Annotated in this window: 21 protein-coding genes; all 21 read left to right on the top strand. The window is 39.5% G+C overall.

What is annotated here, in order from left to right; translation table 11 throughout:
* Positions 1-147 precede the first annotated feature (147 nt).
* Entirely contained in the window at positions 148-1,683 is a 1,536-nt protein-coding gene (gene cls / locus LIZ08_RS09260; RefSeq protein ID WP_125826773.1) for a cardiolipin synthase, read from the top strand.
* Positions 1,684-1,851: 168 nt separating this feature from the next.
* The gene (locus tag LIZ08_RS09255) at positions 1,852-3,690 is read left to right on the top strand and encodes an MFS transporter (RefSeq protein ID WP_031574356.1); all 1,839 of its coding nucleotides are present in this window, start codon (positions 1,852-1,854) and stop codon (positions 3,688-3,690) included.
* A gap of 122 nt (positions 3,691-3,812) precedes the next feature.
* On the top strand, positions 3,813-6,023 hold the full coding sequence (gene nrdD / locus LIZ08_RS09250) for an anaerobic ribonucleoside-triphosphate reductase (RefSeq protein ID WP_031574358.1): 2,211 nt from the start codon (positions 3,813-3,815) through the stop codon (positions 6,021-6,023).
* A gap of 11 nt (positions 6,024-6,034) precedes the next feature.
* Positions 6,035-6,175, top strand: a complete 141-nt coding sequence (locus LIZ08_RS09245; RefSeq protein WP_003002079.1) for a hypothetical protein — start codon at positions 6,035-6,037, stop codon at positions 6,173-6,175.
* Between the two features lie 319 nt (positions 6,176-6,494).
* The gene (locus tag LIZ08_RS09240; protein WP_031574361.1) at positions 6,495-6,995 is read left to right on the top strand and encodes a GNAT family N-acetyltransferase; all 501 of its coding nucleotides are present in this window, start codon (positions 6,495-6,497) and stop codon (positions 6,993-6,995) included.
* Positions 6,996-6,999: 4 nt separating this feature from the next.
* On the top strand, positions 7,000-7,605 hold the full coding sequence (gene nrdG / locus LIZ08_RS09235; protein ID WP_031574364.1) for an anaerobic ribonucleoside-triphosphate reductase activating protein: 606 nt from the start codon (positions 7,000-7,002) through the stop codon (positions 7,603-7,605).
* Between the two features lie 466 nt (positions 7,606-8,071).
* Positions 8,072-9,541 carry an LCP family protein gene (locus LIZ08_RS09230; RefSeq protein WP_227038728.1) on the top strand — a complete coding sequence of 490 codons (1,470 nt, stop codon included), beginning with the start codon at positions 8,072-8,074 and terminating at the stop codon, positions 9,539-9,541.
* A complete protein-coding gene (gene cps4B / locus LIZ08_RS09225) occupies positions 9,538-10,269 on the top strand; it encodes a capsular polysaccharide biosynthesis protein Cps4B (protein ID WP_227038727.1) in 732 nt (243 codons plus the stop codon). Before LIZ08_RS09230 ends, cps4B begins: the two co-directional genes overlap by 4 nt.
* Positions 10,270-10,313: 44 nt before the next feature.
* The gene (locus LIZ08_RS09220; protein ID WP_003009081.1) at positions 10,314-11,009 is read left to right on the top strand and encodes a Wzz/FepE/Etk N-terminal domain-containing protein; all 696 of its coding nucleotides are present in this window, start codon (positions 10,314-10,316) and stop codon (positions 11,007-11,009) included.
* Between the two features lie 12 nt (positions 11,010-11,021).
* Positions 11,022-11,714, top strand: coding sequence for a tyrosine-protein kinase (locus LIZ08_RS09215; RefSeq protein ID WP_021154082.1), 693 nt, complete (start codon positions 11,022-11,024; stop codon positions 11,712-11,714).
* 19 nt (positions 11,715-11,733) lie between these two features.
* Positions 11,734-13,110: a sugar transferase gene (locus LIZ08_RS09210; protein WP_227038726.1), complete on the top strand. Its 1,377-nt coding sequence runs from the start codon at positions 11,734-11,736 to the stop codon at positions 13,108-13,110.
* Positions 13,111-13,148: 38 nt separating this feature from the next.
* Positions 13,149-14,321 (top strand): beta 1-4 rhamnosyltransferase Cps2T, encoded by a 1,173-nt coding sequence (cps2T, locus tag LIZ08_RS09205; RefSeq protein ID WP_155168237.1) that lies wholly within the window; start codon positions 13,149-13,151, stop codon positions 14,319-14,321.
* Between the two features lie 2 nt (positions 14,322-14,323).
* A complete protein-coding gene (locus tag LIZ08_RS09200; protein ID WP_227038725.1) occupies positions 14,324-15,472 on the top strand; it encodes a glycosyltransferase family 4 protein in 1,149 nt (382 codons plus the stop codon).
* A gap of 134 nt (positions 15,473-15,606) precedes the next feature.
* Positions 15,607-16,581 (top strand): glycosyltransferase, encoded by a 975-nt coding sequence (locus LIZ08_RS09195; protein ID WP_227038724.1) that lies wholly within the window; start codon positions 15,607-15,609, stop codon positions 16,579-16,581.
* 195 nt (positions 16,582-16,776) lie between these two features.
* Positions 16,777-17,766: a stealth family protein gene (locus LIZ08_RS09190; RefSeq protein ID WP_061455834.1), complete on the top strand. Its 990-nt coding sequence runs from the start codon at positions 16,777-16,779 to the stop codon at positions 17,764-17,766.
* 29 nt (positions 17,767-17,795) lie between these two features.
* Complete coding sequence (locus LIZ08_RS09185) at positions 17,796-18,908, top strand: glycosyltransferase (RefSeq protein ID WP_227038723.1); 1,113 nt, start codon at positions 17,796-17,798, stop codon at positions 18,906-18,908.
* 16 nt (positions 18,909-18,924) lie between these two features.
* Positions 18,925-19,854, top strand: coding sequence for a hypothetical protein (locus LIZ08_RS09180; protein ID WP_003014514.1), 930 nt, complete (start codon positions 18,925-18,927; stop codon positions 19,852-19,854).
* Positions 19,851-21,092, top strand: a complete 1,242-nt coding sequence (locus LIZ08_RS09175) for a hypothetical protein (protein WP_003014546.1) — start codon at positions 19,851-19,853, stop codon at positions 21,090-21,092. Before LIZ08_RS09180 ends, LIZ08_RS09175 begins: the two co-directional genes overlap by 4 nt.
* On the top strand, positions 21,085-22,539 hold the full coding sequence (locus LIZ08_RS09170) for a flippase (protein WP_021154071.1): 1,455 nt from the start codon (positions 21,085-21,087) through the stop codon (positions 22,537-22,539). Before LIZ08_RS09175 ends, LIZ08_RS09170 begins: the two co-directional genes overlap by 8 nt.
* Position 22,540: 1 nt before the next feature.
* Complete coding sequence (locus LIZ08_RS09165) at positions 22,541-23,647, top strand: glycosyltransferase family 4 protein (RefSeq protein WP_061455832.1); 1,107 nt, start codon at positions 22,541-22,543, stop codon at positions 23,645-23,647.
* 219 nt (positions 23,648-23,866) lie between these two features.
* On the top strand, positions 23,867-25,356 hold a 1,490-nt coding region (locus LIZ08_RS09160), incomplete at its 3' end, for a GH25 family lysozyme (protein ID WP_227038722.1).

The raw sequence follows: 25,356 nt of genomic DNA, 5'->3' as shown, positions 1-25,356 counted from the left end.
ACTGCGTCTTGCTCGACAATCCAAAAATAATTGAGAGGCTAGGACTTCTGTCCCACTCTCTTTTTGTTTGTCTAGAAGGGGTTTGGTTGGTCGTTGCAACGGGTAAAAAGAATTGGTATACTAGTAGAAAGAAACAAGGAGGATGCTGTGACCTTTCGAAAATTACGTCTATTAATGTCCAAATATGGATTTAGTATTTTGTTTATGGGCTTTGAACTATGGGCATCCTTTGCGGCCTTCTTTTGGCTCAATAGATGGTTCCCTCATTGGCTATCTGTTGCAGTCATTGGGCTCTTATATGTGTCGACAATCTTAGCTATTGTTAATCGAAATACCCCGCCTGAAAATAAGGTGACCTGGCTCTTAATTGCCGTCATTCCTGTCTTTGGATCGCTTTTATACCTCATGTTTGGCGAGCGGCGTTTGTCCAAAAAGGAAATGATCCAGCTGAAAAATATGGAGTCCATGAAGTTTCGAGAGGACAATAGTCATCAGTTGCGTAAGGAGCTCAAGCAAGAAAGCAAAGCGGTTTATGGCTTGGTCAAGTCGATTTTATCCATGGACCACAATGCGGATCTCTACAATGGGACAGCATCGACCTTTTACCCTCTAGGGGAGGAGATGTATGAGCAACTACTAGAGGATCTAAAAGCAGCGAAAAAATTTATCTTCATCGAGTTTTACATCATTGATGAGGGCTTGATGTGGAACAGTATCCTAGAGATTTTAGAGCAGAAAGTGAAAGATGGGGTTGAAGTCAAACTCCTTTATGACGATATCGGCTGTATGGCAACCTTGGCTGGGAACTATACCAAACGATTGCGAAAGATGGGGATTGATGCCCATAAGTTTAACAAGGTGATCCCCCGTCTAACAGTGGCATATAACAACCGAGACCACCGCAAGATTCTGGTCATTGATGGGCAGATCGGCTATACGGGTGGTGTCAATTTGGCAGACGAGTACATCAACCACATTGAGCGGTTTGGTCACTGGAAGGACAGTGCCATCCGTTTAGATGGACGAGCTGTTAAGGCCTTAACGCGACTCTTCCTCATGAACTGGTACATCAACCGTGGGGAAATCGAGGATTTTGACCGCTATCATATTGAAAACAAGGCAGTCGAAGGAGAAGGGCTCTATATTCCCTATGGGAGTGGACCAAAGCCAATTTACAAGTCGCAGGTCGGAAAGACGGTTTATCAAAATATGATCAACCAAGCGACGGATTACGTCTATATCACGACTCCTTACTTGATCATCGATTATGATTTGACAGAAGATATCCGCAATGCGGCCCTTCGTGGGGTGGATGTTCGCATCGTGACCCCGCATATTCCGGATAAAAAATTGATCCAAATTGTTACGCGTGGGGCTTACTTGGATCTGATGGATGCTGGTGTGAAAATCTATGAGTACACGCCTGGTTTTGTCCACAGTAAGCAAGTTCTGGCAGATGACGAAATGGCGGTTGTAGGGTCGATTAACTTTGACTACCGTAGTCTGGTCCATCACTATGAAAATGCGGTCTGGATGTATCGGACGCCTGCTCTGAAAGAGATCCGGGCGGATTTTGACCACATCTTTGAAGTATCTCAAGAGATCACTGAAGATACCTTCCACTTTACCTGGCACCAAAGCTTAATCAAGGAAATTATGCAATTGTTCGCACCGATGTTGTAAATGTATAAAAACGAAAATCAGAGTCAGGAATCGAGATGCCTGACTCTTTTTCCATAGGACTATGTGGCAAGAGGCTGACATGGTCGGCAGAATTTGGTATACTAGAAAAGATAATGGGCTTTTTTCTAAAAGGAAAGAGCAGAGGAATAGCGAAGAAAAGGAAAAAGAATGAGCGAAAAAGAGCAAGAAATGACTTCGAAAAAGTTAGGGATTCACGTGGGAGACAGTTTTCAGGATACACGTGAAATTCGCGAAGTGCTAGATAAATCAGTCTTTCGTGAAGAAGAGCCGACTCATAGCCAGCAGGCAGAAGTCTTGGAGGAGCCGGTTGCAATGGAGGCATCAGAGGAAATTAGTGATGCCAAGCCAGAAGCAGTAGCAGAACCTACACAAGAATCGGAACAGGAACCGGAACAACCGCTCAGTCGGATGAGTCGTCGTTCCCGTAAGGCGGGAGTTGAAGCGACAAAAGCGGAAGCATCTAAGGTAGAAGAGGATACGGAAGAGCTAGAAGCAGATGTGGCAGTTGAGCAGATCCGTCGTCAATCCAAGCGTCCAGTGCCCCTAGCGATTCCTTTTGTATTGAGTCTCTTGATTAGTTTGCTGCATGTCGGGGTGCCATTTTTGACCCGTTTTGCAACCAATCAACAATCGCAAAACTTGTATGCCGGCTGGGCAATGACCAAGGGGCAAGTACCGTTTGGTGATTTTTACGGAACCAATGGTCTGCTCTATTATGCGATCAACTGGTTGGGAAGCTTGGCTGGAGGACATTGGATCTTACTGATCCTTCAAGCGATTGCCCTCTTCTTTGCGGGTACTTATCTCTATCGTGTTGTCCGCCTATTGGTGTCTGATAAAGATACAGCGAAGAATGTCCAGTTGCTCTTTTATTTCTTGGTACTAGGCCTTGGTTTTGGAGGGACCTATGTCACCTTCTTTAGCCTTCCAATCCTATTTGCCAGCATGAATTTCATTTTGGCTTATTTGATTGGGGATCGTAAGGACGAAGGCTTTATCCTTTATGGTGCGATTGCCGCTGTGGCTTTCTTAGTTGATCCGATGACTAGTGCCCTGTTCTATTTATTGGCCTTTCTTGGTTTAACAGCCTTTAATATCAAGCAAAAGAGATGGGCACGTGGCTTTTATCAACTGCTAGCGGCTCTCCTTGGTTTCTCACTTGTCTTTTATCCAATTGGCTATATCACCGTTTTGAATCAGACTTTTGGCTATGCCATTAACCAAGTAACCTATGTCTTTAATGCCTTGAATTTCACGAATGGACAGACCTTCAGTAATGCCATCTATTATGGCTTGTTGGCGCTGGCCTTTGGCCTAGTTTCTGCCTTTTTGATGTCCTTTACCAAGCAAAGTAGCAGTGCTCGCCGGATCTTCCGCTTTATGGGATGGGCAGGTAGCCTGGTAGTCCTCATTGTGTCTATTGGTCTTCCTGAACAAGGCGCTTACCAATTGTTACCGATGTTGCCATTTGTTCTTCCCTTGTTTGCAATCTGGTTCTCACGAGATGGGGAAGAAAACGATGGGATCGAACGTCGTGGTCGGAAGAAGAAAAACAAGGAAGTTTGGGCCGCTTACTTTACGAGCCAAGCTTTCTTGCCGCTAGTAGCCCTTGTCTATTTATTAGCGAATCCAGTGGTCCAAGATGTCGTGGTTCAGTCTGGTCAATCCAGTGAACGGAGCGCTATCGCTAGCTACATTCATAACCACAGCAAGGCCAAAGATACCATCTATGCTTGGGATACAACGGCTACCATCTATCAAGAAAGTGATCGCTTGTCGGCTTCTGCCTTATTGACTCCAACTTCTTATCTGGGAATTAATGAAAATCGGACCAATGCGATCCAACAAATCGATCGGTCTGAACCCAAGTATATTGTGGTCAACAATCAGGTGGAGTTGACCTCCAATATGAAGGACTTGCTCAAAGAAAATTATCGTCTAGTTGAGAAGAAATACCGTTATTTCAAACTCTATCAACGCTCTTAAGAAAATCAATATCTTGTGTTTTAGAAAGTTTTTTAGAATTTTCACCACAAGATATTGATTTTTATTTTTGGAGTGGTATAATACAACTTGTATGTAAATAAATGAAGAGAGGCATGTTTGGTATGATCACCTTGAGAGAAGAAAAACTGAGAATGGCCCCGGATATTTTTGTTGAAAAACGAGATGGCCGCCGTGTTCAATTCGATGTTGAAAAAATTTATAAAGCCTTGTTGAAGGCGACAGAAGAAGTGACTTCTCTCACTCCAGTGATGGAAGCCAAACTAGAAGCCATTGTCGATCGTGTGATCGCAGAGATCTTGGAACGTTTTCCAAATGGCGTGAAGATCTATGAGATCCAAAATGTCGTCGAACATGAATTGCTTCAAGCTAACGAATATGCGATTGCTGAGAGCTACATTACTTACCGGACTCAGCGGGATTTTGAGCGCTCAAAAGCGACGGATATCAACTTTACGATTGGAAAACTCCTCAACAAGGACCAAGCGGTTGTCAATGAAAATGCCAATAAGGACAGTGATGTCTTTAATACGCAACGGGATTTGACGGCGGGGATCGTTGGTAAGTCTATTGGTCTTAAAATGTTGCCTAAACACGTAGCCAATGCCCACCAAAAAGGGGATATCCACTACCATGATTTGGACTATAGCCCTTATACACCGATGACCAACTGCTGTTTGATCGATTTTGAAGGCATGCTCAGAAATGGCTTTAAGATTGGGAATGCAGAAGTAGAAAGTCCTAAGTCTATCCAAACTGCAACGGCTCAAATCTCGCAGATTATTGCCAATGTAGCTTCTAGTCAGTACGGGGGGTGCTCAGCTGACCGGATCGATGAGGTCCTGGCCCCTTATGCAGAAAAGAACTACCAAAAACACTTGGCAGATGCCAAAGAGTGGGTGCTTCCTGAAAAGCAGGAGGACTATGCTTGGAGCAAGACTCAAAAAGATATCTATGATGCCATGCAATCGCTGGAATATGAGATCAATACCCTCTTTACCTCGAACGGACAAACTCCCTTTACTTCGCTTGGTTTTGGTCTTGGGACCAATCGCTTCGAGCGGGAAATCCAAAAGGCGATCTTGGAAATTAGAATCAAGGGACTTGGATCGGAACATCGGACCGCTATCTTTCCAAAACTGATCTTTACCCTTAAGCGGGGGCTCAACCTAGAACCTGGAACTCCTAACTATGATATCAAGCAATTGGCCTTGGAATGTGCGACGAAGCGCATGTATCCAGACGTTTTGTCTTATGACAAGATTGTCGAGTTGACAGGCTCCTTCAAGGTGCCGATGGGATGTCGTTCTTTCCTTCAAGGTTGGAAGGATGAGAATGGCGTAGAAGTCAATTCTGGCCGGATGAACCTAGGGGTTGTGACAGTCAATTTACCTCGGATTGCCTTGGAATCGGGTGGAGACAAGGAGAAGTTCTGGCAAATCTTTAATGAACGGATGAACATCGCTGAAGATGCCTTGGTTTACCGGGTGGAACGCACCAAAGAAGCGACACCAGCCAATGCGCCGATTCTCTACCAATATGGGGCTTTCGGGAAACGCTTGGGCAAGTATGACCAGGTAGATCAGCTCTTCCGTCATCGTAGAGCAACTGTTTCTCTTGGCTATATCGGACTCTATGAAGTCGCAACCGTCTTTTATGGTCCAAATTGGGAACACAATCCAGAAGCCAAACAATTCACGATCGATATCATCAAGGATATGAAAGCGCGCGTGGAAGAATGGTCTGACCAGTATGATTACCACTTCTCCATCTATTCGACACCGTCAGAAAGCTTGACAGACCGCTTCTGTCGCCTAGATACGGAGAAATTTGGTAAGGTTCCGGATATCACAGACAAGGAATACTACACCAATAGTTTCCACTACGATGTTCGTAAGAACCCAACGCCATTTGAAAAGTTGGATTTTGAAAAAGTTTATCCTGAAGCTGGGGCGTCTGGTGGCTTTATCCACTATTGTGAATACCCTGTGCTCCAACAAAATCCAAAAGCCCTTGAAGCGGTTTGGGATTATGCCTATGACCGGGTCGGTTATCTCGGAACCAATACACCGATTGACCGTTGTTACAAGTGTGATTTTGAGGGAGACTTCACGCCGACTGAGCGCGGATTTGCTTGTCCAAACTGTGGAAATAGCGATCCTAAGACGGTTGATGTGGTCAAACGGACCTGTGGTTATCTAGGAAACCCTCAAGCTCGTCCCATGGTCAATGGCCGTCATAAGGAAATCGCGGCACGTGTCAAACACATGAATGGATCCACGATCAAATCAGCTGGACACCAAGTGACAGATTAGAAAAGGATATTATGGGAAAATACCAATTAGATGATAAAGGTAAGGCTCAGGTTCAACGATTCCATGAGAAGCATTCAAAGGGTGGAATCAATAAAAAAGACCGAGTAGCCAGCCTGAGAGAACAATTTTTAAATAAGAACAAGAAAAAATAAAGGTGAGAATTCTCGCTTCATATTGAAGATGGAATTCTCTTTTGAGACTTCCTTGGGTGGGGTACGGACGTCAGCGAACTTCTACGAAGTTCCATGACTAATTATTGAGCCTAGGGTCTCAATAATTCCGGATGCCTGAAACTTGTTGGTTTCAGGCATTTTTCCCACGGCGGAAAGTCTCAGTAGATTCTTGAAAAAGTTTAATAAATAAGCGTCATCTTATTGATTCAGTATTTATTAACTCATTTTATTAAAAATGATTGTTTATGTTGTAAAGTGAGAGTTCGCTCTCGCTTTTCTCGTATAGGGGGAGGTAAAGATGGAATTACGTAGACCAACATTAGCAGATAAAGAAACCATTCTAAACATGATGACAGAGTTCGAAGAGACCAAGTCGGCTCACGACGGCGGCTTTTGGGATGCTGAGAACTTTGATTATGAGGAGTGGCTAGAAACTAACCTTAATAAAGAAATGGGAATAGGATTGCCTGAAAATCGCGTTCCATCAATTCAGTTCGTATTGTTTGATGAATCAGGCCATGCTTTAGGTTTTTTGAATCTACGGCTGAGACTAAATGAGGGATTGCTGAATTATGCTGGTCATATCGGGTATTCCATCCGCCCTTCTGAAAGGGGCAAAGACTATGCAAAAGAAGCTCTTCATCAAGGTCTGCAAGTAGCTAAAGAAAAGAACATCCATCGTGCTCTGGTGACTTGTAGCACGGACAATCCGGCCAGTCGAGCGGTGATTCTAGCTAATGGCGGCCAATTTGAAGATGTTCGAAATGGAACGGAGCGTTATTGGATAGAGGTGGAGTAGAAGGATGACATGGAATACACCTAAACCAGGCGAATGGAAGAGTGAGGAACTGAGTCAAGGACGCATCATCGATTACAAGGCTTTTAACTTTGTCGATGGCGAAGGGGTGCGCAACTCCCTTTATGTGGCCGGCTGCATGTTTCACTGTGAGGGTTGTTACAATGTAGCGACCTGGTCTTTCAATGCAGGCATTCCCTATACCAAAGAATTAGAAGAGCAGATCATGGCAGATCTGGCTCAACCTTATGTCCAGGGCTTGACCCTGCTTGGTGGAGAGCCATTCCTGAATACTGGAATTCTTTTGCCTCTCGTTAAACGCATTCGGAAAGAGTTGCCCGACAAAGATATCTGGTCTTGGACTGGCTACACCTGGGAAGAAATGATGCTAGAGACACCAGACAAGCTAGAGCTTCTCTCGCTGATTGATATTCTGGTCGATGGCCGCTATGATAAGAGCAAACGCAACCTCATGTTGCAGTTCCGAGGGTCTTCTAACCAGCGGATCATTGATGTTCAAAAATCCCTCAAAGAAGGAAAAGTCGTCATCTGGGACAAGCTCAATGACGGCAAGGAAAGTTTTGAGCAGGTCAAACGAGATGATCTTTTGTAGGATCTTCAAAAAACCGGGTTTTTCACCCGGTTCAGATTGAAGACAAAGTCATCTTAGAAACTTTCCTTAGGTGAGTACGGACGTCAGCGAACTTCGAAGAAGTTCCATGACTTAGTTTTGGACCCAAGGTTCCAAAACTCCCGAGTGCTAGAAACAATAATGTTTCTAGCACTTTTCTCACGGCGGAAAGTTTCAGTAGATGATTGAATGAGCCTAAAAAGTATTCCATTTTAATTTGTTAGGCATTCATTAACTTGTTTGATGTAAAAACAGTTTGTCTACATTCTCAAACCGGGTTTTTCACCCGGTTTTTTTGGATTCTCTGCATAAGTATACAGGGGAAATTCCAAACTATGGAAAGCGCTTACTTCTCGGATGTACGTAATAGACAAAATAGTGATAATTAATGCATTTTTTGCTAAAAATATGTTACAATAAATATGATTAGGACTAATTGGAGGTATTTATGTCACAAAGGAGACGGAGTCGTCGTTCAGAACATAAGTGGGGGCAATTGCGAATCATTAATTCCGTATTGCTTATTTTTTTGCTTATGACTGCAAGTTGGGCGACCTATACCATGTTGGCCAATAACATCTTGGCTTTTCGTTATGTCAATGTTCTCGTGATTGCACTACTAGCTCTTCTCTTGCTCTTATCAGCTTGGTTTGTGATCAAAAATCAGGCCAAAAAAACAACTTTGGTCTTGCTTCTTGTCGGCTTATTGGCTAGTTCAGGAGTTTTGTTTGCTAGTCAACAGCTGCTGAATCTGACCAGTAATGTCAATGGCCACTCTAACTATACAGAGTTTGAGATGGCTGTCTATGTCAAGAAAGACAGTGACATCAAAGATATTAAAGAAATCAAGGAAGTGGTAGCCCCAAAGGGCAACAATAACGAAGCCAATCTCACTGCCCTCTTGGACAACATCAAGAAGACCAAGGGTCAGGAAATTTCTGTAGTGGATGCACCGACTTATCTAGATGCCTATAAGAGCCTGCAAGAAGGGAATGCTTCTGCTATGGTGCTCAACAGTACTTTTGAAGATACCATCGCTGCAGAAGATGCGGACTATGCGAAGAAGTTGAAGAAAATCTATTCCTACAAGATCCGAAAAGAAGTGGCAGCGACGAGCAAGGTGTCTGCCAATGCGGATGTCTTTAACATCTATGTCAGCGGGATCGATACCTATGGCCCAGTAACCTCGGTTTCACGTTCAGATGTCAATATCATCATGACGGTCAATCGGAAGACCAAGCAAGTCCTATTGACAACGACTCCACGGGATGCCTATGTACCGATTGCAGATGGTGGTAACAACCAGAACGATAAGTTGACCCACGCGGGGATCTACGGAGTGGATGCTTCGATCCATACCCTTGAGAATCTCTATGATATCAAGCTTAACTACTACGTTCGTCTCAATTTCACTTCCTTCCTCAAGTTAATTGACCTTCTAGGGGGGATCGATGTGGAAAATGACCAAGAATTCACGAGCCTTCATGGCAAGTTCCATTTCCCAGTTGGAAAGGTCCATTTGAATTCAGAGCAAGCACTCGGTTTTGTTCGAGAACGCTACTCTCTTCAAGGTGGCGACAATGACCGTGGGAAAAACCAAGAAAAAGTTATTGCGGCGATTATCAAAAAGTTGACCTCTACAAAGGTCTTGAGTAACTACAATGAGATTATCGGAAACCTCCAAGATTCCGTTCAAACCAACATGCAGTTACCAACTATGATGAACCTGATCAATACCCAATTGGAAACGGGTGGCTCTTATGAAGTGACTTCCCAAGCAATCACCGGACAAGGGCGTACCGATTTGCCATCTTATGCTATGCCTGGATCCAACCTCTATGTCATGGAGTTGGATCAAGGAAGCTTGACAAAAGCTAAGGAAACCATTCAAAAGGTAATGGAAGGAAATGAAAAATGATTGATATCCATTCGCACATCGTCTTTGATGTGGATGATGGACCAAAGACAAGAGAAGATACGCGTGCCCTGTTGGAAGAAAGCTATCGCCAAGGTGTGCGGACCATTATCTCTACTTCTCATCGTCGCAAGGGGATGTTTGAAACTCCCGAAGAAAAGATTTCTGAAAATTTTCAAGAAGTGAAAAAAATTGCGGCAGAGGTCTCGCCAGATTTAACGATTCATTACGGGGCAGAGATCTACTTTACGAATGATGTCTTAAAAAAACTGGAAGAAAAGATCATTCCACGTTTGGCAGATACACGCTTTGCGCTGATTGAATTCAGCATGGGAACACCTTATAAGGAGATCCATACGGCCTTGGACCGTTTGCTCCATCTAGGTGTGACACCAGTGGTGGCCCATATCGAGCGCTACAAGTGCTTGGAGAAAAATGAGGAGCGCGTGCAAGAGATGATTGACATGGGCTGCTACATGCAGATCAATAGTTCCAGTGTTCTCAAGCCTCGCCTCTTTGGGGATGAACAAAAACAACTCAAAAAACGAGCTCGGTACTTCTTAGAAAAAGACTTGGTGCACTTTGTTGCCAGTGATATGCACAATGTGGATAAACGACCGCCTTATATGGCAGAAGCCTATCGCTTGATCAAGGAAGAATACGGAGAACGACGAGCACAAGCTCTCTTTGTCAGCAATCAAGAACTCTTGTTAGCGGATGAATTAATCTAACCATGAAACAGGTGGAGAGATCCACATGAAGGAGTAATTAGGAAATGAACAATCAAGAAAATCAAGCAGTGGAAATTGATGTTTTCGCTATGCTGAAGACCCTATGGAAACGCAAGTTTTCGATCGTTTTGGTCGCTCTTGTCTTTGCCATTGCAGCATTTGGCTACAGTGCCTTTTTAGCCAAGAAAGAATACCAAAGTACTAGCCGGATCTATGTGGTCAGCCGTCAAAACCAAGACAACAATGCCTTGACAAACTCTGATTTGCAGGCGGGTTCTTACTTGGTTAAGGACTACCGTGAAATCATTCTTTCTCAAAATGTCTTGAGCCAAGCCATCGAAGAATTGAAACTCGATATGACACCTGCTGAATTGTCGAAAAAGATCAGTGTGTCTGTTCCAACAGATACTCGTATCCTTTCGATCACGGCTAAGGACGGAGATCCAAAAGAAGCGGCTCGTATTGCCAATGGCCTTCGGAATGTAGCAGCTGAAAAGATCATTGCTGTGACCAAGGTGTCAGATGTTACGACCTTGGATGAAGCAGAAGTGCCTCAATCACCTTCTTCACCAAATATCCGACGCAATGTCCTTCTTGGCTTCATTGCTGGAGCAGGCCTCATGGTGGTTCTCATGGTCGTAGTAGAAGTCTTGGACGATCGTGTCAAGAGACCAGAAGATATCGAAGAGTTGATGGGCTTAACCTTACTTGGTATTGTGCCAGATATTAAGAAACTGTAGACTGGGGATCGCATGAATACGTTAGAAATTTCAAAAAATAAATTACAAGAAATTCGGAAGGCAGAAGAATACTTCAATGCCCTTGCGACGAATATCCAATTGAGTGGGGTGGACTTAAAAGTCATCGCTATCTCATCTGTTCAAGAAAATGAAGGGAAATCAACCACTTCAACCAACTTGGCCGTTGCCTTTGCGCGTGCGGGTTACAAGACCCTCTTGGTCGACTGTGATATCCGGAACTCTGTCATGACAGGGATTTTCCGTAGTCGGGATAAGATCCAAGGCTTGACTGACTTCTTATCTGGTCGTAGCCAATTGGACCAAATCTTGTATGCGACTGATTTTCCAAACTTGGATATCATCGAGTCTGGACAGGTCGCGCCAAACCCAACAGGTCTCTTGCAAAGCAAGAACTTCACTGTGATGATGGATGCACTTCGTGAGCATTTTGACTACATCATTGTCGATACGCCTCCAATCGGGGTCGTGATCGATGCGGCCATTATCGCCCAACGCTGTGATGGAACTGTCTTGATCACAGAATCTGGTGCCAATGGACGCAAGGCTGTCCAAAAGGCTAAGGACCAATTAGAACAAACAGGCACACCTTTCTTGGGAGTAGTGCTTAACAAATTCAACATTAAAGCTGCTGAGTATGGTTCATATGGTGGATATGGATCTTACGGAGAGTATGGGAAAAAGTAAAGAATAGGATTGAGGGAAAATGGGAGAAGAAAGAATCGAACTGGAAAAACTAAATATTGTTCTCTTTCAAAGTTTGGCTGTCCTATTTTCAGCTTACATTGTGAGTCTTTTTAAGGATGCAGAATACACGTCACAGACGATCGCCATTCTCTATCTCTTGCATTTTGTAGCCTTTTACATTAGCAATATTGCCTATCGTTTTTATAGCAGAGGCTATCTAGATGAGCTCTTTCAGGTCTTGAAATACAATGTATTTTTCGCTGTTGGGATCACCTTTACCTCTTTTATGCTCGATGGGGTCTTTTCCATCTCTCGTCGAGGGATGATCTACTTCTTTCTTTTTAATACGTTTTCCGTCTATATCATGGACCTCTTGCTCAAGAGATACCGGAAGTCTGTTTCACCACGGCGGAAAAGCTCGCGAAAGATTTTCTTGATCACAGCGACCAGTCGGATGGAAAAGGTATTTGATATTCTGCATTCACCTAGCCTCTATCATGGGGAACTGATCGGTGTCACCGTCATGGATGATACGGATTTCACCCATTCGGGTGTACGGGTGGTGCAGCCGGATCAAATGATGAACTTTGTGACCAAGGAAGTGGTGGATGAAGTGTTTATTAATCTGCCAAGTGAGGACTACAATATTAGTGACTTGGTCTCGGAGTTTGAGAGTATGGGGATCGATGTATCGGTTAATCTCAATGCCTTTAACTTCGCTTCCTTGGGCAATAAACGGGTTCGAGAAGTCGGGGGATTAAGTGTCGTCACTTTCTCAACCAATTTCTACAAGCCGAGTCACGTCTTTGCTAAACGTCTCTTGGATATTGCGGGAGCCCTCTTTGGTCTCTTGATTTGTGGACTAGTGAGTATCGTTTTGGTCCCTCTAATCCGTAAAGATGGCGGCCCTGCCTTCTTTGTACAGAAGCGGGTCGGAAAGAACGGACGGTATTTCAACTTCTATAAATTCCGCTCCATGCGCGTGGATGCCGAAGAGATTAAAAAAGATCTGATGGCGCAAAACACCATGACGAGTGGGATGTTTAAGATGGAAAACGATCCACGGGTAACCCCAGTCGGACGCTTTATCCGTAAGACCAGTCTGGATGAATTGCCACAATTTTACAATGTGTTGATCGGTGATATGAGTCTAGTCGGAACTCGTCCTCCAACGGTAGACGAATACCAAGACTATACGCCAGCCCAAAAACGCCGACTCAGTTTCAAGCCAGGGATTACAGGCCTTTGGCAAGTGAGCGGACGCAGTGAGATTACAGATTTTGACGAAGTGGTCAAGCTCGACGTTGCGTATATGGATGGTTGGACGATCTGGAGAGATATTCAGATCCTGCTCAAGACCGTGAAGGTTGTACTTAAAAAAGAAGGAGCGAAGTAGGAAAATACCTACTTCGTCCTTTCCATGTTAGGAGAAAAATGACACAATCAATTTATATCGTTGGTTCCAAAGGTATTCCAGCAAAATATGGTGGTTTTGAGACCTTTGTTGAGAAGTTGACCGAATTCCAACAAGATAAAAATATCCAGTATTATGTAGCTTGTATGCGGGAGAATTCAGCCAAATCAGGAATCACTGCAGATACTTTCGAACATAATGGCGCGATCTGTTACAACATTGATGTCCCTAATATCGGTCCTGCGCGTGCTATTGCTTATGATATTGCAGCCCTCAACAAGGCCATTGAAATCGCAAAAGAAAACAAAGACCAGGCTCCGATCTTCTATGTCTTGGCTTGTCGGATTGGTCCCTTTATTTCAAGGATTAAAAAGAAAATCAAGGCTATCGGAGGGACTCTGATGGTTAACCCAGATGGTCATGAGTGGCTTCGGGCCAAGTGGAGTCTTCCGGTTCGTAAATACTGGAAGTTTTCTGAACAACTCATGGTCAAACACGCTGATCTTTTGATCTGTGATAGCAAGAATATCGAAGCCTATATTCAGAAGGATTACGCTAAGTATCAACCTAAGACCACCTATATCGCCTATGGGACAGATACAAGTAAGTCGATCCTGAGTAAAGAAGACGAGAAAGTACGGACTTGGTTTGCGAATAAGCAAGTTGCTGAAGGAAACTACTATCTTGTCGTAGGTCGCTTTGTGCCGGAAAACAACTATGAAGCTATGATTCGTGGCTTTATGCAGTCAAATTCACAAAAAGATTTTGTACTGATTACCAACGTAGAGCAAAACAAGTTCTATGAACAGTTGCGTAAAGATACAGGATTTGATAAAGATCCTCGAGTGAAGTTTGTAGGGACTGTCTATGACCAAGAATTGCTCAAATATATCCGTGAGAATGCCTTTGCTTACTTCCATGGTCATGAAGTAGGTGGTACCAATCCATCCCTTCTTGAGGCTCTTGAGTCTACTAAGCTCAATCTCTTGTTGGATGTTGGTTTTAACCGTGAAGTCGGTGAAGATGGAGCACTATATTGGAAGAAAGATCAATTGGCCCATGTCATTGATCAGGCTGAGCAATTAGATGCTCAAGCAATCGAAGATCTCAATCAAAAATCAAGTCAACGGATTGCAGAAGCGTTCACTTGGGAAAAGATTGTCACAGACTACGAGAAAGTATTTAAAGGTTAGAAATGCAGAAAATATTATATCTCCATGCTGGTGCCGAAATGTATGGTGCTGACAAGGTTTTGTTGGAGCTTATTAGGGGGTTGGATAAAGATGCTTTTGAAGCACACGTTATTTTACCCAACGACGGTGTCTTAGTGGGTGCTTTAGAAGAGGTCGGTGCAAAGGTTAAAGTTATTGATTACCCAATCTTGCGCCGGAAATATTTTAATCCAAAAGGGATTCTTGAGTACTTTGGCTCCTATAACCGTTACTCCAAACAAATTGCTCAGTATGCTAAGGAGAATGGCATTACTCTTATTCACAATAATACGACTGCGGTACTTGAGGGGATTTATCTTAAACGTAAGTTGAAATTACCTTTGATTTGGCATGTGCATGAGATTATCGTCAAACCAAAAGCCATTTCAGATTTTATCAACTTTTTGATGGGGCGCTATGCGGATACGATTGTGACAGTTTCAAATGCTGTTGCTAATCATGTCAAGCAGTCTCGTTTTGTAAAAGATGACCAAGTTCAAGTCATCTATAATGGTGTTGACAATGCTGTTTATCAGGTGATGGATGCTAGTGCGGTCCGTGATCAGTTTGGTATCGCCCAGGATGCTTTGGTGATCGGAATGGTTGGTCGAGTGAATGCTTGGAAAGGTCAAGGCGACTTCCTAGAAGCTGTGACGCCAATCTTACAGGCTAATCCAAAAGCAGTAGCCTTTTTGGCAGGAAGTGCATTTGAAGGTGAAGAGTGGCGCGTGGAGGAGTTGGAGAAAGCCATCTCAGACTCACCAGTAGCTGGACAAATCAAGCGAATTGACTATTATAGCAAGACAACAGAACTCTATAATATGTTTGATATCTTTGTCTTGCCAAGTACCAATCCAGATCCACTACCAACAGTCGTACTAGAAGCGATGGCTTGTGGTAAACCTGTAGTCGGTTACCGTCATGGTGGTGTCTGTGAAATGGTTAAGGAAGGCGAAAACGGCCTTCTTGCCACACCAAATCAACCTTCTGAATTATCCAAGGCTATTCAAGAATTGGCTGAGAACACTGAGAAGAGAGAACAATTTGGCAAGGCATCTGTTAAACGCCAAAAAGAACTATTCTCATTACAAAGTTATATTCGGAATTTTTCGGAGTTGTATAAGAAATATTAAATAATCAAATTCGCTGAAAAAAGGATTATATCCGAGCTGATTTAAAGATTTACCATATATCATTGAATGTTGTAAGTCAGTTAGATCAGATAGGAGAAGAATTAGAGTAGAATAAAAAATTAGGTAAATAATCTATGAAACCACTATTAACTGTCGTCATTCCAGTATATAATGTTGAAAGATATTTAAAACGTTGCATTGAAAGTGTTCTTGCCCAAGAATGGAAGGACTATGAGATTCTACTTGTTGATGACGGGAGTACTGATCATTCTCCTCAAATCTGTGATGACTATGTTAAGGCTTATAACTTTATCTCAGTTATTCATAAAGAAAATGGTGGACTTTCTGAAGCACGGAACACAGGTATTTCTCATGCCAAAGGAGAATATGTTTATTTTCCTGATTCAGATGATTGGATTGAACCAGATACCTTTATAGCGTTAGCAGAAGCGCTAGAATCTCAAGAGTTTGATATTATTTCTTTTAATCGTGAGTTTGTGAAGGGTGAAGAAGATGCTATAGTTTCAGAACTAGAAGTGACTCAAGTATTTGAAGGTAAAGATGCTTTTGTGCAAATGCTGAAGCATCGTTATATTACTGGGTTTGCTAATGATAAAATCTATCGAAAATCATTATTCACTGATCATAACATTCAGTTTCCAATTGGGAAATACTATGAGGATCTTGGCACTAATTACAAACTGTTTCTTGTGGCTAAGAAGGTCTATGCAACTAATCAAAAATACTATCACTACTTAATTGACAACCCAGATTCTATTACACAGTCTTGGAATGAAAAAAAGTTTAGAGATATGTTTGGATTTTATAAAGAAATGTTTTATTCAGATTTTGTATGTTCGCAATTAAATCAAGAAGAGTTGCATATCTCACAACTTTATTATGTAAATGGATTGATTCACATACTAGCAAGTTTGTATAAATCTAAATTAGACAAAGAATATATAGACATTACTGATGAAGTGAAACAAGAATTGCTTAAGAATAGTGTTTCTCTTTCTCAAATGAAAGACCAACCAAATAAGTTAAAATATGTACTGTATAGACTTAAAGTATTAAAACTAGCCTTCAGTATACAAAACGTTTTTTGATGTTGTTTTAAGAAATCATTCTGAGATTTTTAGACAAGGGTTTGGCAAATGAAGTTTGGACTATTTTATTTGATAAAGAAAAGTAACATAATATTTTTGGTCTTTCTTCTTTTTTATTGTATCGGAATAATGGACTTTTAACAAAAAAATTATATAGTTAGACCGGCCAAACAATTATTTTATAGGTGATTTAACATGGAAGAAAAAATTGATTTTGTTGTACTTTGGGTTGATGGAAATGATCCTGACTTCATTAGAGAAAAAAATAAATATACGTCTAATAGTTTGCAGGTTGATAATGATGGAGATAATCTGCACCGTTATAGAGATTATGGAACATTCAATTATTGGTTTCGGATGGTAGAGAAGCATGCACCGTGGGTAAATAATATTTATCTTATAACTAATGGTCAAAAACCGGAATGGTTAAATTTAAATCATCCTAAACTAAAATGGGTTAGGCATAGTGATTTTATGCCTGAGGAATATTTACCAACATTTAATTCTGCTGCAATTGAGTTGAATTTACACCGCATTGAAGGTTTATCAGAGAACTTTGTTTTTTTTAACGATGACATGTATTTGATTCAAGATGTTAAGCCTGATGATTTTTTTGTCAACGGACAACCGAGGCTATTGGCTGTTTATGAAGCCTTGGTTCCGTGGTCATCTTTTTCCAAAGTTTATTTTAATAATGTAGAAGTTTTATATAGACATTTTTCAAATAAAAAAGCCTTGAAACAGTCGCCGTTTAAGTTTTTCAATTTTAAATATGGTCAATTGGTTTTAAAAAATATTTTGTTATTTCCATGGAAGATAACTGGATACTATAATCAGCATACACCAGTTCCAATAAAAAAGAGTACACTAATTCATTTATGGAATGTAGAAGAAGACATTTTTGTTCAAACATCTAAACATAAATTTAGAGACTATAATACGGATATAAATCATTATTTATTATGTTATTGGCAAATTGAAAGTAATGATTTTCAACCATCTACTAAAAATTTTGGAAAATCAATTTCAATTACCGCTGTTGATCAGCTTCCTAAATTATTATCGAAAAAAAAGACAAAATTACTTTGTGTCAATGATGATATGGCGATGACAGAAAATGACTTGGAGAAATTTTCTAAGATATTGTCTAATCGTTATCCTGACAAGTCTCAATTTGAATTGTGATTCAATGTATTAGTTACTGGAGTAAATAGATGAAAACTAAAATTTTACAAATGGGGGCAGACAATTTCGGAGCAGGAGGTAGGTCTGTAATAGCCTATAACTTGACTCGTCCCTTAACAGACGACTTTCAAGTTGACTTTTTGGCTATTGGAAAATTGAAGAACCCTAGTTTTCATCGAATAATTGAAGAAAACGGGGGACAGGTTCAACATGTTAAGGAAGCATCAAGTAAAATAAAAAGGCTAAGAAATATCTACTCTATTTTAAAAAAAGAAAAGTACGATATTGTTCATATTAACGCAGATGATGCTATCGAGGGGTTATTTAATATTATTCTGTCAAAGCTTGTAGGTGCAAAAATAGTACTTCATGCTCACACTACTTTATCTAGTCGTGGTAAGGGTTTTGTTGGCAGATTAAAAATGTTAACGGCAAGAAAAATAATTAAGTTTCTTGTTGATTATAAGTTGGCCTGTTCACTTGAAGCAGCGAATTATTTGTATGGCGATACTGATTTGTCTGATGTGGCGATACTGAAAAATGGTATTGTAATCAATGACTTTTTATATAATGAAGAGTTAAGGCAAAAGGTACGAGAGAATCTAAATATTCCAGTGGAGGCTACCGTTTTAGGTACTGTCGGGAGAATGTCATATGAAAAAAATCCTGAATTTATAGTTGACCTAATACATACTTTTTTTCTCAAGGTACCTAATTTTTATTTTATATGGATTGGTGATGGTGAAGAACGAGCTAATATAGAAACGCTGCTAGACGAAGAAATAAAATTAGGAAGGGTTTTATTGCTTGGAAAACAAGAACAACCAGCACAATATTTACAAGCAATGGATGTTTTTTTGTTACCTTCTTTCTATGAAGGATTTGGAATCGTGAATATTGAAGCACAAGCATCTGGACTACCTTGTGTGGTAAGTTCTGCTGTTCCAGAGTCAGCATCGGTTAATTCAAACTTTTATAGATTATCATTATCTGATGGTGTTGAAAAGTGGTCAGATTTTATCACCTCTATGAGTTATGAACGCCTTCCATATGGTTCTAGAGAAAAAATAAAAGAAGCTGGATTTGATATAGAGGATAGCGCTAGAAAATTACGAATAATCTATCAGGAATTAGCGAAGTAAAACAAAAGGAGATTCTATGTACTCATTAATTATTACTGATTACAAATCAATGAGTGATACAGTAGATTATATAAAAAAGTTTATTGATATATATGTCGGGAATGATGTACATTACATTATCGTAGATAATAGTGCGGAAGAATTGGGGAAACAATTCTTACAAGATTCTAAAGTTGAATTTACTTCCTCTGCTTTTAATGGGAAAAAAGTTTATTCTTTTGAAATTTCACAAAGGAAAATTTATATAATTGATTCCAATGAAAATGGTGGATACTCTAAAGGCAATAATTTAGGTGCAAAATTTGCAATTCAGAACTTTGATACACGCTATCTAGTTTTTTCAAACAATGATTTAGAGTTTCCTAATGGTTTACAGTTGAATGAATGTAAAACTATCATTGAAACGAGCGATCATCCAATAGGTATAGTTGGTCCTAAGATTCTCACTCCTCAAGGAGATATTCAAAGTCCTCGTAAGCGGATGAATTTTGTAGAAGAGATGATACTTCAGGATTATAATAGGCAGTGGTTTAATAGTAAGATACATAAATGGATTGATATTGACTATACTGCTCCTGAGGGTGAGACTGGATGGGTTAGTGGTAGCTTTATGTTTGTTTCTAGAAATGCTTTTGAAGCAGTATCAGGATTTGATGAAAATATTTTTCTCTATTGTGAAGAAATGATTTTAAGTGAAAGAATGAGGAATAAGGGATACATGACTTATTTCTATCCTGAATGGACAATTTATCATTATCATAGAGGAGCGCATAATCCTGAGTCAGAGAAAATTGGCCGTGTATCAAAAAAATACTATTACAGAGAATATAGAGGGGCATCTAAACTTTCTTTGAAAATATCTGATATGTCCTACTTCTTATGTAAAAAGATATATCGATTGAAAAAAATATTGGATGGTACGTATTTCAAGGAGAAAAAACATTGAAATTTAATAAATATCTTTTTCTATTTTTACTATTTTTCTTGATTGAATTCAGAGGTTTTTATCTAGTAAGTTGGCCGAATTTACTGGGAGGAGCGGCCAGTAATAAATTAGGAGTTGCATTCTATTCTTTAATATTATTTTTGGCATACTTTATCTATAATAAAGGGAAACTTAAACTAGGTATTTTTGGAAATTATATCCTAATCTTTTTTCTAATTCTGTTTTTTAATTCGCTTGTGTCAATGTATTTATTTGATTACTCGATTACGCAAGTATTGTGGGATGTTCTTCCTTATTCAATTTTACTCCTTTATTTTCCTCTTTGCGAGATATTTAAGACAGAAAGAAACTATAAGCTTTTTGTTAAAATCGGTCAGATAACCATTTCAATAGTATCAATATTATTTGTTATGCAAGTATACAGATATCATGGCTTGCAAACATTGTTTTTGAAAATTGAAGAGATTATTCCTATAAGTTATATTTATAATTTAACAGTACCTTTACGTATTTATAGTGTTTTTGAGGGACTTGTTCGGGTATTTGTTATATTGGTGGCATGGAAAATTATTGCAAATCATTTTAAAAAATCATTTTTTGATATAGTTAGTTTATTATTGATGTTAGTTGCTATTTTTTATGTTGATCAGTCGAGATACTATTTGGTGACTGTACTAATAGTCATTCTTTCAATGTATTTCATATACAATAAGCGTAGACTAACTCTATCCTCATTATTATGGACTCTTATTTTAGGGACGGCGGGTTTATTCATTATTTCAAATAAATTTGGTTCAATATCTGATAGTATTTCGGATAACACCGGCTCCTCTTTTGCTCGAACAGGTGCAATAGAATATTATTTTAATAAAATTTTTACTTATCCATTTGGTTTAGGATTGCATACTCCGGAAAAGGGCACTTCTTTATATTATTTTATAAAAGGGCCTGATGGATTTTTTAATTATGATGATATCGGGATATTTGGAACATTAGGTTCTTTGGGGGTGCCAGGGTTTGTATGGTATATCCTTTTGACTATAAATTTAATTATGACGTGGGTAAAGAAACTTAGTTCCAACGTATTAATAACAGGCCTACTGATTAGTTTTCTGATGAGCCTTCCAATCATGTCATATATTGATAGACCTCGGATTATTGCGTTAACGTTGACACTAGTTATTATCAATAATGAATCTGCAAAATTAAACAGAGATGGAGAGTTAATAGATGACTAAAAAAATGGGAGTGAATGCGGCTTTAAATTTATTTAAAACAGCACTTTCAATTATATTCCCTTTAATCACTTATCCCTATATCAGTAGAATATTAGGTGTGGAGAACCTAGGAAAAATTAATTATACAGCTTCTATTGTAGGTTACTTTTCTTTAGTTGCTGCACTTGGGATCTCTACTTATGCTATTAGGGAAGGGGGGCGTATTAGATCTGATTCTAAGAAATTAAGTCATTTAGGTAATCAAATTTTTACTATAAATATTTTATCGACGATAGTATCCTATCTGTTGTTAGTATTAGTTGTATGCTTATTTATTCCGAATAGAGAATATCAAATTCTGATTTTTATTCAAAGTTTGACAATTGTTTTTACAACACTCGGAGTGGACTGGATAAACGTTCTTTTTGAGGATTTCCTTTATATTACGATTAGAAGTATCATTATACAAATTTTATCGTTGATATTGATGTTTGTTCTTGTTAAAACAGCTAGTGATTTATATCTATATACATTTATCTCAGTAATTGGTTCAGGGATATCTTGTATTTTAAATTTAATCTATTGTAGAAAGTATTTAAAACTCTCTCTTGTTTGGAGACTTGATCTAGTAAAGCATTTTAAGCCAATTATTGTCTTGTTTTCTGGTGGTCTAGTAATTAGTATCTATGCTAATTCTGATATGCTAATATTAGAGTGGTTTAAAGGAGCATATTACGTTGGATTGTATGCTGTTGCAGCCAGAGTATATACAATATTAAAAAATTTATTAGCTTCAATCTATTCTGTTACAATACCTAGGTTGTCACATTTGTTTGGAGAACAGAAAATTGACGAATTTAAAAAAAGTTATACTCAAATACTTTCAGTGGTAACTCTAATCTTAATTCCAATGAGTGCAGGTCTTATTGTCCTATCTAGGGAAATTATTTTATTTTTAGGTGGAATAAAATTTATCGATGCCACTTTAACATTACAGTTACTAGCAATTAGTTTAATTGGAGCCATATTTGGTGGGATATTAACTTATGGGCTTAATATACCTATCGGACGTGAAACTGTAAACTTAACAGGAGCTCTATATGGAATTGTTGTAAATATCGGAATTAGTCTTCTTTTAATTCCAGTATTTTATCAGAATGGTGCTGCAGTAGCAACGATTGCATCAGAATTTTTTATTGTTTTATATAACTTTCTGGTTGTAAGAGAAAGCGGGAAGTACATTAATTTTGTACTATGGAGACAGAACTTAGTTCAAGCTTTACTAGGTTTCTTTTCAATAATAGTCATTGGTTTTGGGTTTAAGTTATTCGTAACTAATTCACTTCTTTTAATTTTTAGCATTACTTTAGTAAGCTTAATCATCTATTTATTAGAGCTCAAACTTTTAAAAAATCCATTGTTAGATCATATTTTAGATATAGCTAAACATAAATTTAGGAGGGGTTAGTTTGAAGATTGTAATTCCAAGAATTATTCATAACAAAGAACAATTGACCTGGGATTGGTCTGGTACAATAACTAATATTAAAAAGTATTTAGGAAAATACGAGATTGTTGAGGAACAGAATATTTTTTATACTTTTAGAATGAATGTGCACAAAGTGCTTGTTCGTTTAGGTATTAGAAAATCTGATATGAACATGACGTATATAAAATATGCTGAAAATCAAGTTCATCTCTCTCCAAAGGATGTTTGTCTTACATTTGATGAGTTTCCTTTATCTTTTCCTGATAATCCAGTGTATATCTATCAAGACTTGAATCTTCATTATTTGATAGAGAGTTCTCAAAACAATAGTCAATCATTCAAATATAGTGGTTTTCAAAACGTCTCGGCAGATATTCTAGATAGTCGAATGAGAAAACAGGAAACATTTTATAATCAAGCCACTGGAATATTTACTATGAGTAAATGGTTTTCAGATTACCTAATAGCTCAACAAGGGCTTCCAGTTGAAAAAGTTCATTACGTGGGAGCGGGAACAAATATGGACAACCTATTACTTGAGCACTCACATAAGGGACGAAATAAATTTTTATTTATTGGCAAAGATTTTTTGCGTAAAGGTGGAAATCTTGTTTATAATGCTTTTGTTTATTTGCAAAATAATCTCATGCCAGAGGCAGAGTTGTACATTATAGGTCCCTCAGATGCACCGATGGAATTTAACAATCCGAATGTTTATTTTTTAGGGAATCTACCAGCTGATAAGGTGCAATATTATTATAATCTTTGTGATGTATTTGTTTTACCTTCTCGATTTGAAGCATTTGGAATTGTGTTTGTTGAAGCTCTTTGCTATGGTTTACCATGTATTGGACGTAATTTAATGGAAATGCCAAATCTAATTCAAAATAATGAAACAGGATTATTAATACCTGCTGAAGAGGAAAACCCACGGGTTTTAGCTGATAAAATGTATAATCTAATAAAAGATGAAAGCTTCTTTAGAAATGTTCAGATGAAACAAGATTATTATAAAGCAGAATATTCGTGGGACACAGTTGCAAAAAGAATGATTTCAGTGATGAAACAGGATTTAGATCAGGTATAATTCTTTTTCTAATTAAATTTTTGACAACTACCGATTGTAGTAAATAATTTATTTGGGATATGAAAAATAGTTTAATAGCAAAAGAAGTCAGATAGACTTCTTTTTTTAGTTTTTCAAAAAATATCACTAATTTTAAAAATTTGCCTTATAAAACTTTTCATCGCTGAAACCGTGTGGTAAAATGATTAACGTATAAAATTTGTATAAAGGGAAGTTTATATGAAAAAGAAAGATCTTATTTTTTATGCCGGAGCGGCAGTCTTGATGGCTGTATCTGCTCAGGGAGTCAGTGCAGATGAACTGGTTTCAAACGAGGCTGCTACTACTGAAGGCAACCAAGTCCAAGCTGAAAAAGCGCCAGAAGTGGCCGTTGCTGAAAAGTCGGTAACACCTGTCGCAAGCAACTATGCAGCACCAGCAAATGTGACCGAACAGCCTGTAGCACCTGTGAACAAGGTCGCGGCTTCAGAAAGTGGGGCTCCATCTGTAGAGAAAGCTACAGAAGCATCGACTACTGAGAAAGAAGAAACTCCTCTTCAGTCTAATACAGGAAGCACGACCTTCTTTAACACAGGCGCTCACGCTCCAGCTGGTCGTTCAACAGATGTGGCGGTTCAGCCAAAATCATTCGTTGATGTGAGTAGCCATAACGGAGACATTAGTATTGGAGACTACCGTACCCTAGCTAATAAAGGCGTGGGCGGTGTCGTTGTCAAATTGACAGAAGACACTTGGTACAAGAACCCGAATGCGGAGAACCAAATTCGTAATGCACAAGCTGCGGGTCTGCAAGTATCGACGTACCACTTCTCACGCTATACTTCTGAGGAAGCAGCGCGTGCAGAAGCGCGATTCTACATTGCAGCTGCACAACGTTTGAGTTTGCCAAAGAATACCCTCATGGTCAATGACTTTGAGGATGCCAAGATGCAGCCAAACATTAACCGCAACACCCAAGCTTGGGCTGACGAAATGCGCAAAAATGGCTACACCAACTTGATGTTCTACACCAGTGCTAGCTGGTTGGATGAAAACAACCTTCGCAAGAAAGGTCCTGTTAACACCGCTCAATTTGGGCTTCAGAATTTCTGGGTTGCCCAATACCCTTCTCCAAAACTGTCTGTAAACGATGCGAAAAGCTTGCGTTACAATGGGAAAGCTGGCGCGTGGCAGTTCACTTCTCAAGCGGAATTGCTTCCAGGAAAACACCTCTTTGACCACAGTGTGGACTATACCGGTCGCTTTACAGCGAACGCAAAACCTGCAGCGGATCCAACAGAAGGCAGCTTAAGTGGGAAGATTGACATTGTCAATAACGATACTATGACGGGTCGCTTTGACGTTGTCATCTCAAATGTCAAGGCACCAAATGGAGTTCGAAGTGTTTCTGTACCGATCTGGTCAGAAACAGGTGGTCAAGATGACCTTGTTTGGTATACAGCCAACCGTCAAGCAAACGGAACCTATACTGTTAATGTAAAAGCGTCCGATCATAAAAACTCAACCGGTCTTTATAATGTTCACCTTTACTATGTTCAGAACAATGGACAAATGACGGGTGTGGGTGGAACAACGACAAATGTTTACATCGGAAAACGACCAGAGGATTTAAAACCAAGTGGCACGCTAACGATTGAGAATAATAATGCTGAAACAGGAACCTTTGATGCAGTTATTCGCAATGTAGTAGCTCCAAATGGCTTGAAAGA

It is taken from the genome of Streptococcus sp. 210928-DFI.4.42 (assembly GCF_020554365.1).
Classification (GTDB): Bacteria; Bacillota; Bacilli; order Lactobacillales; family Streptococcaceae; genus Streptococcus; species Streptococcus parasanguinis_S.
Note: the sequence above shows the minus strand (reverse complement) of the source record. Positions and strands in the feature narration are given on the sequence as shown.

Excerpts from the sequence above, each read along its gene's own strand:
- LIZ08_RS09255 (WP_031574356.1), top strand. The coding sequence starts at position 1,852 with ATGAGCGAAAAAGAGCAAGAAATGACTTCGAAAAAGTTAGGGATTCAC.
- nrdD (WP_031574358.1), top strand. The coding sequence starts at position 3,813 with ATGATCACCTTGAGAGAAGAAAAACTGAGAATGGCCCCGGATATTTTT.
- LIZ08_RS09245 (WP_003002079.1), top strand. The coding sequence starts at position 6,035 with ATGGGAAAATACCAATTAGATGATAAAGGTAAGGCTCAGGTTCAACGA.
- LIZ08_RS09240 (WP_031574361.1), top strand. The coding sequence starts at position 6,495 with ATGGAATTACGTAGACCAACATTAGCAGATAAAGAAACCATTCTAAAC.
- nrdG (WP_031574364.1), top strand. The coding sequence starts at position 7,000 with ATGACATGGAATACACCTAAACCAGGCGAATGGAAGAGTGAGGAACTG.
- LIZ08_RS09230 (WP_227038728.1), top strand. The coding sequence starts at position 8,072 with ATGTCACAAAGGAGACGGAGTCGTCGTTCAGAACATAAGTGGGGGCAA.
- cps4B (WP_227038727.1), top strand. The coding sequence starts at position 9,538 with ATGATTGATATCCATTCGCACATCGTCTTTGATGTGGATGATGGACCA.
- LIZ08_RS09220 (WP_003009081.1), top strand. The coding sequence starts at position 10,314 with ATGAACAATCAAGAAAATCAAGCAGTGGAAATTGATGTTTTCGCTATG.
- LIZ08_RS09215 (WP_021154082.1), top strand. The coding sequence starts at position 11,022 with ATGAATACGTTAGAAATTTCAAAAAATAAATTACAAGAAATTCGGAAG.
- LIZ08_RS09210 (WP_227038726.1), top strand. The coding sequence starts at position 11,734 with ATGGGAGAAGAAAGAATCGAACTGGAAAAACTAAATATTGTTCTCTTT.
- cps2T (WP_155168237.1), top strand. The coding sequence starts at position 13,149 with ATGACACAATCAATTTATATCGTTGGTTCCAAAGGTATTCCAGCAAAA.
- LIZ08_RS09200 (WP_227038725.1), top strand. The coding sequence starts at position 14,324 with ATGCAGAAAATATTATATCTCCATGCTGGTGCCGAAATGTATGGTGCT.
- LIZ08_RS09195 (WP_227038724.1), top strand. The coding sequence starts at position 15,607 with ATGAAACCACTATTAACTGTCGTCATTCCAGTATATAATGTTGAAAGA.
- LIZ08_RS09190 (WP_061455834.1), top strand. The coding sequence starts at position 16,777 with ATGGAAGAAAAAATTGATTTTGTTGTACTTTGGGTTGATGGAAATGAT.
- LIZ08_RS09185 (WP_227038723.1), top strand. The coding sequence starts at position 17,796 with ATGAAAACTAAAATTTTACAAATGGGGGCAGACAATTTCGGAGCAGGA.
- LIZ08_RS09180 (WP_003014514.1), top strand. The coding sequence starts at position 18,925 with ATGTACTCATTAATTATTACTGATTACAAATCAATGAGTGATACAGTA.
- LIZ08_RS09170 (WP_021154071.1), top strand. The coding sequence starts at position 21,085 with ATGACTAAAAAAATGGGAGTGAATGCGGCTTTAAATTTATTTAAAACA.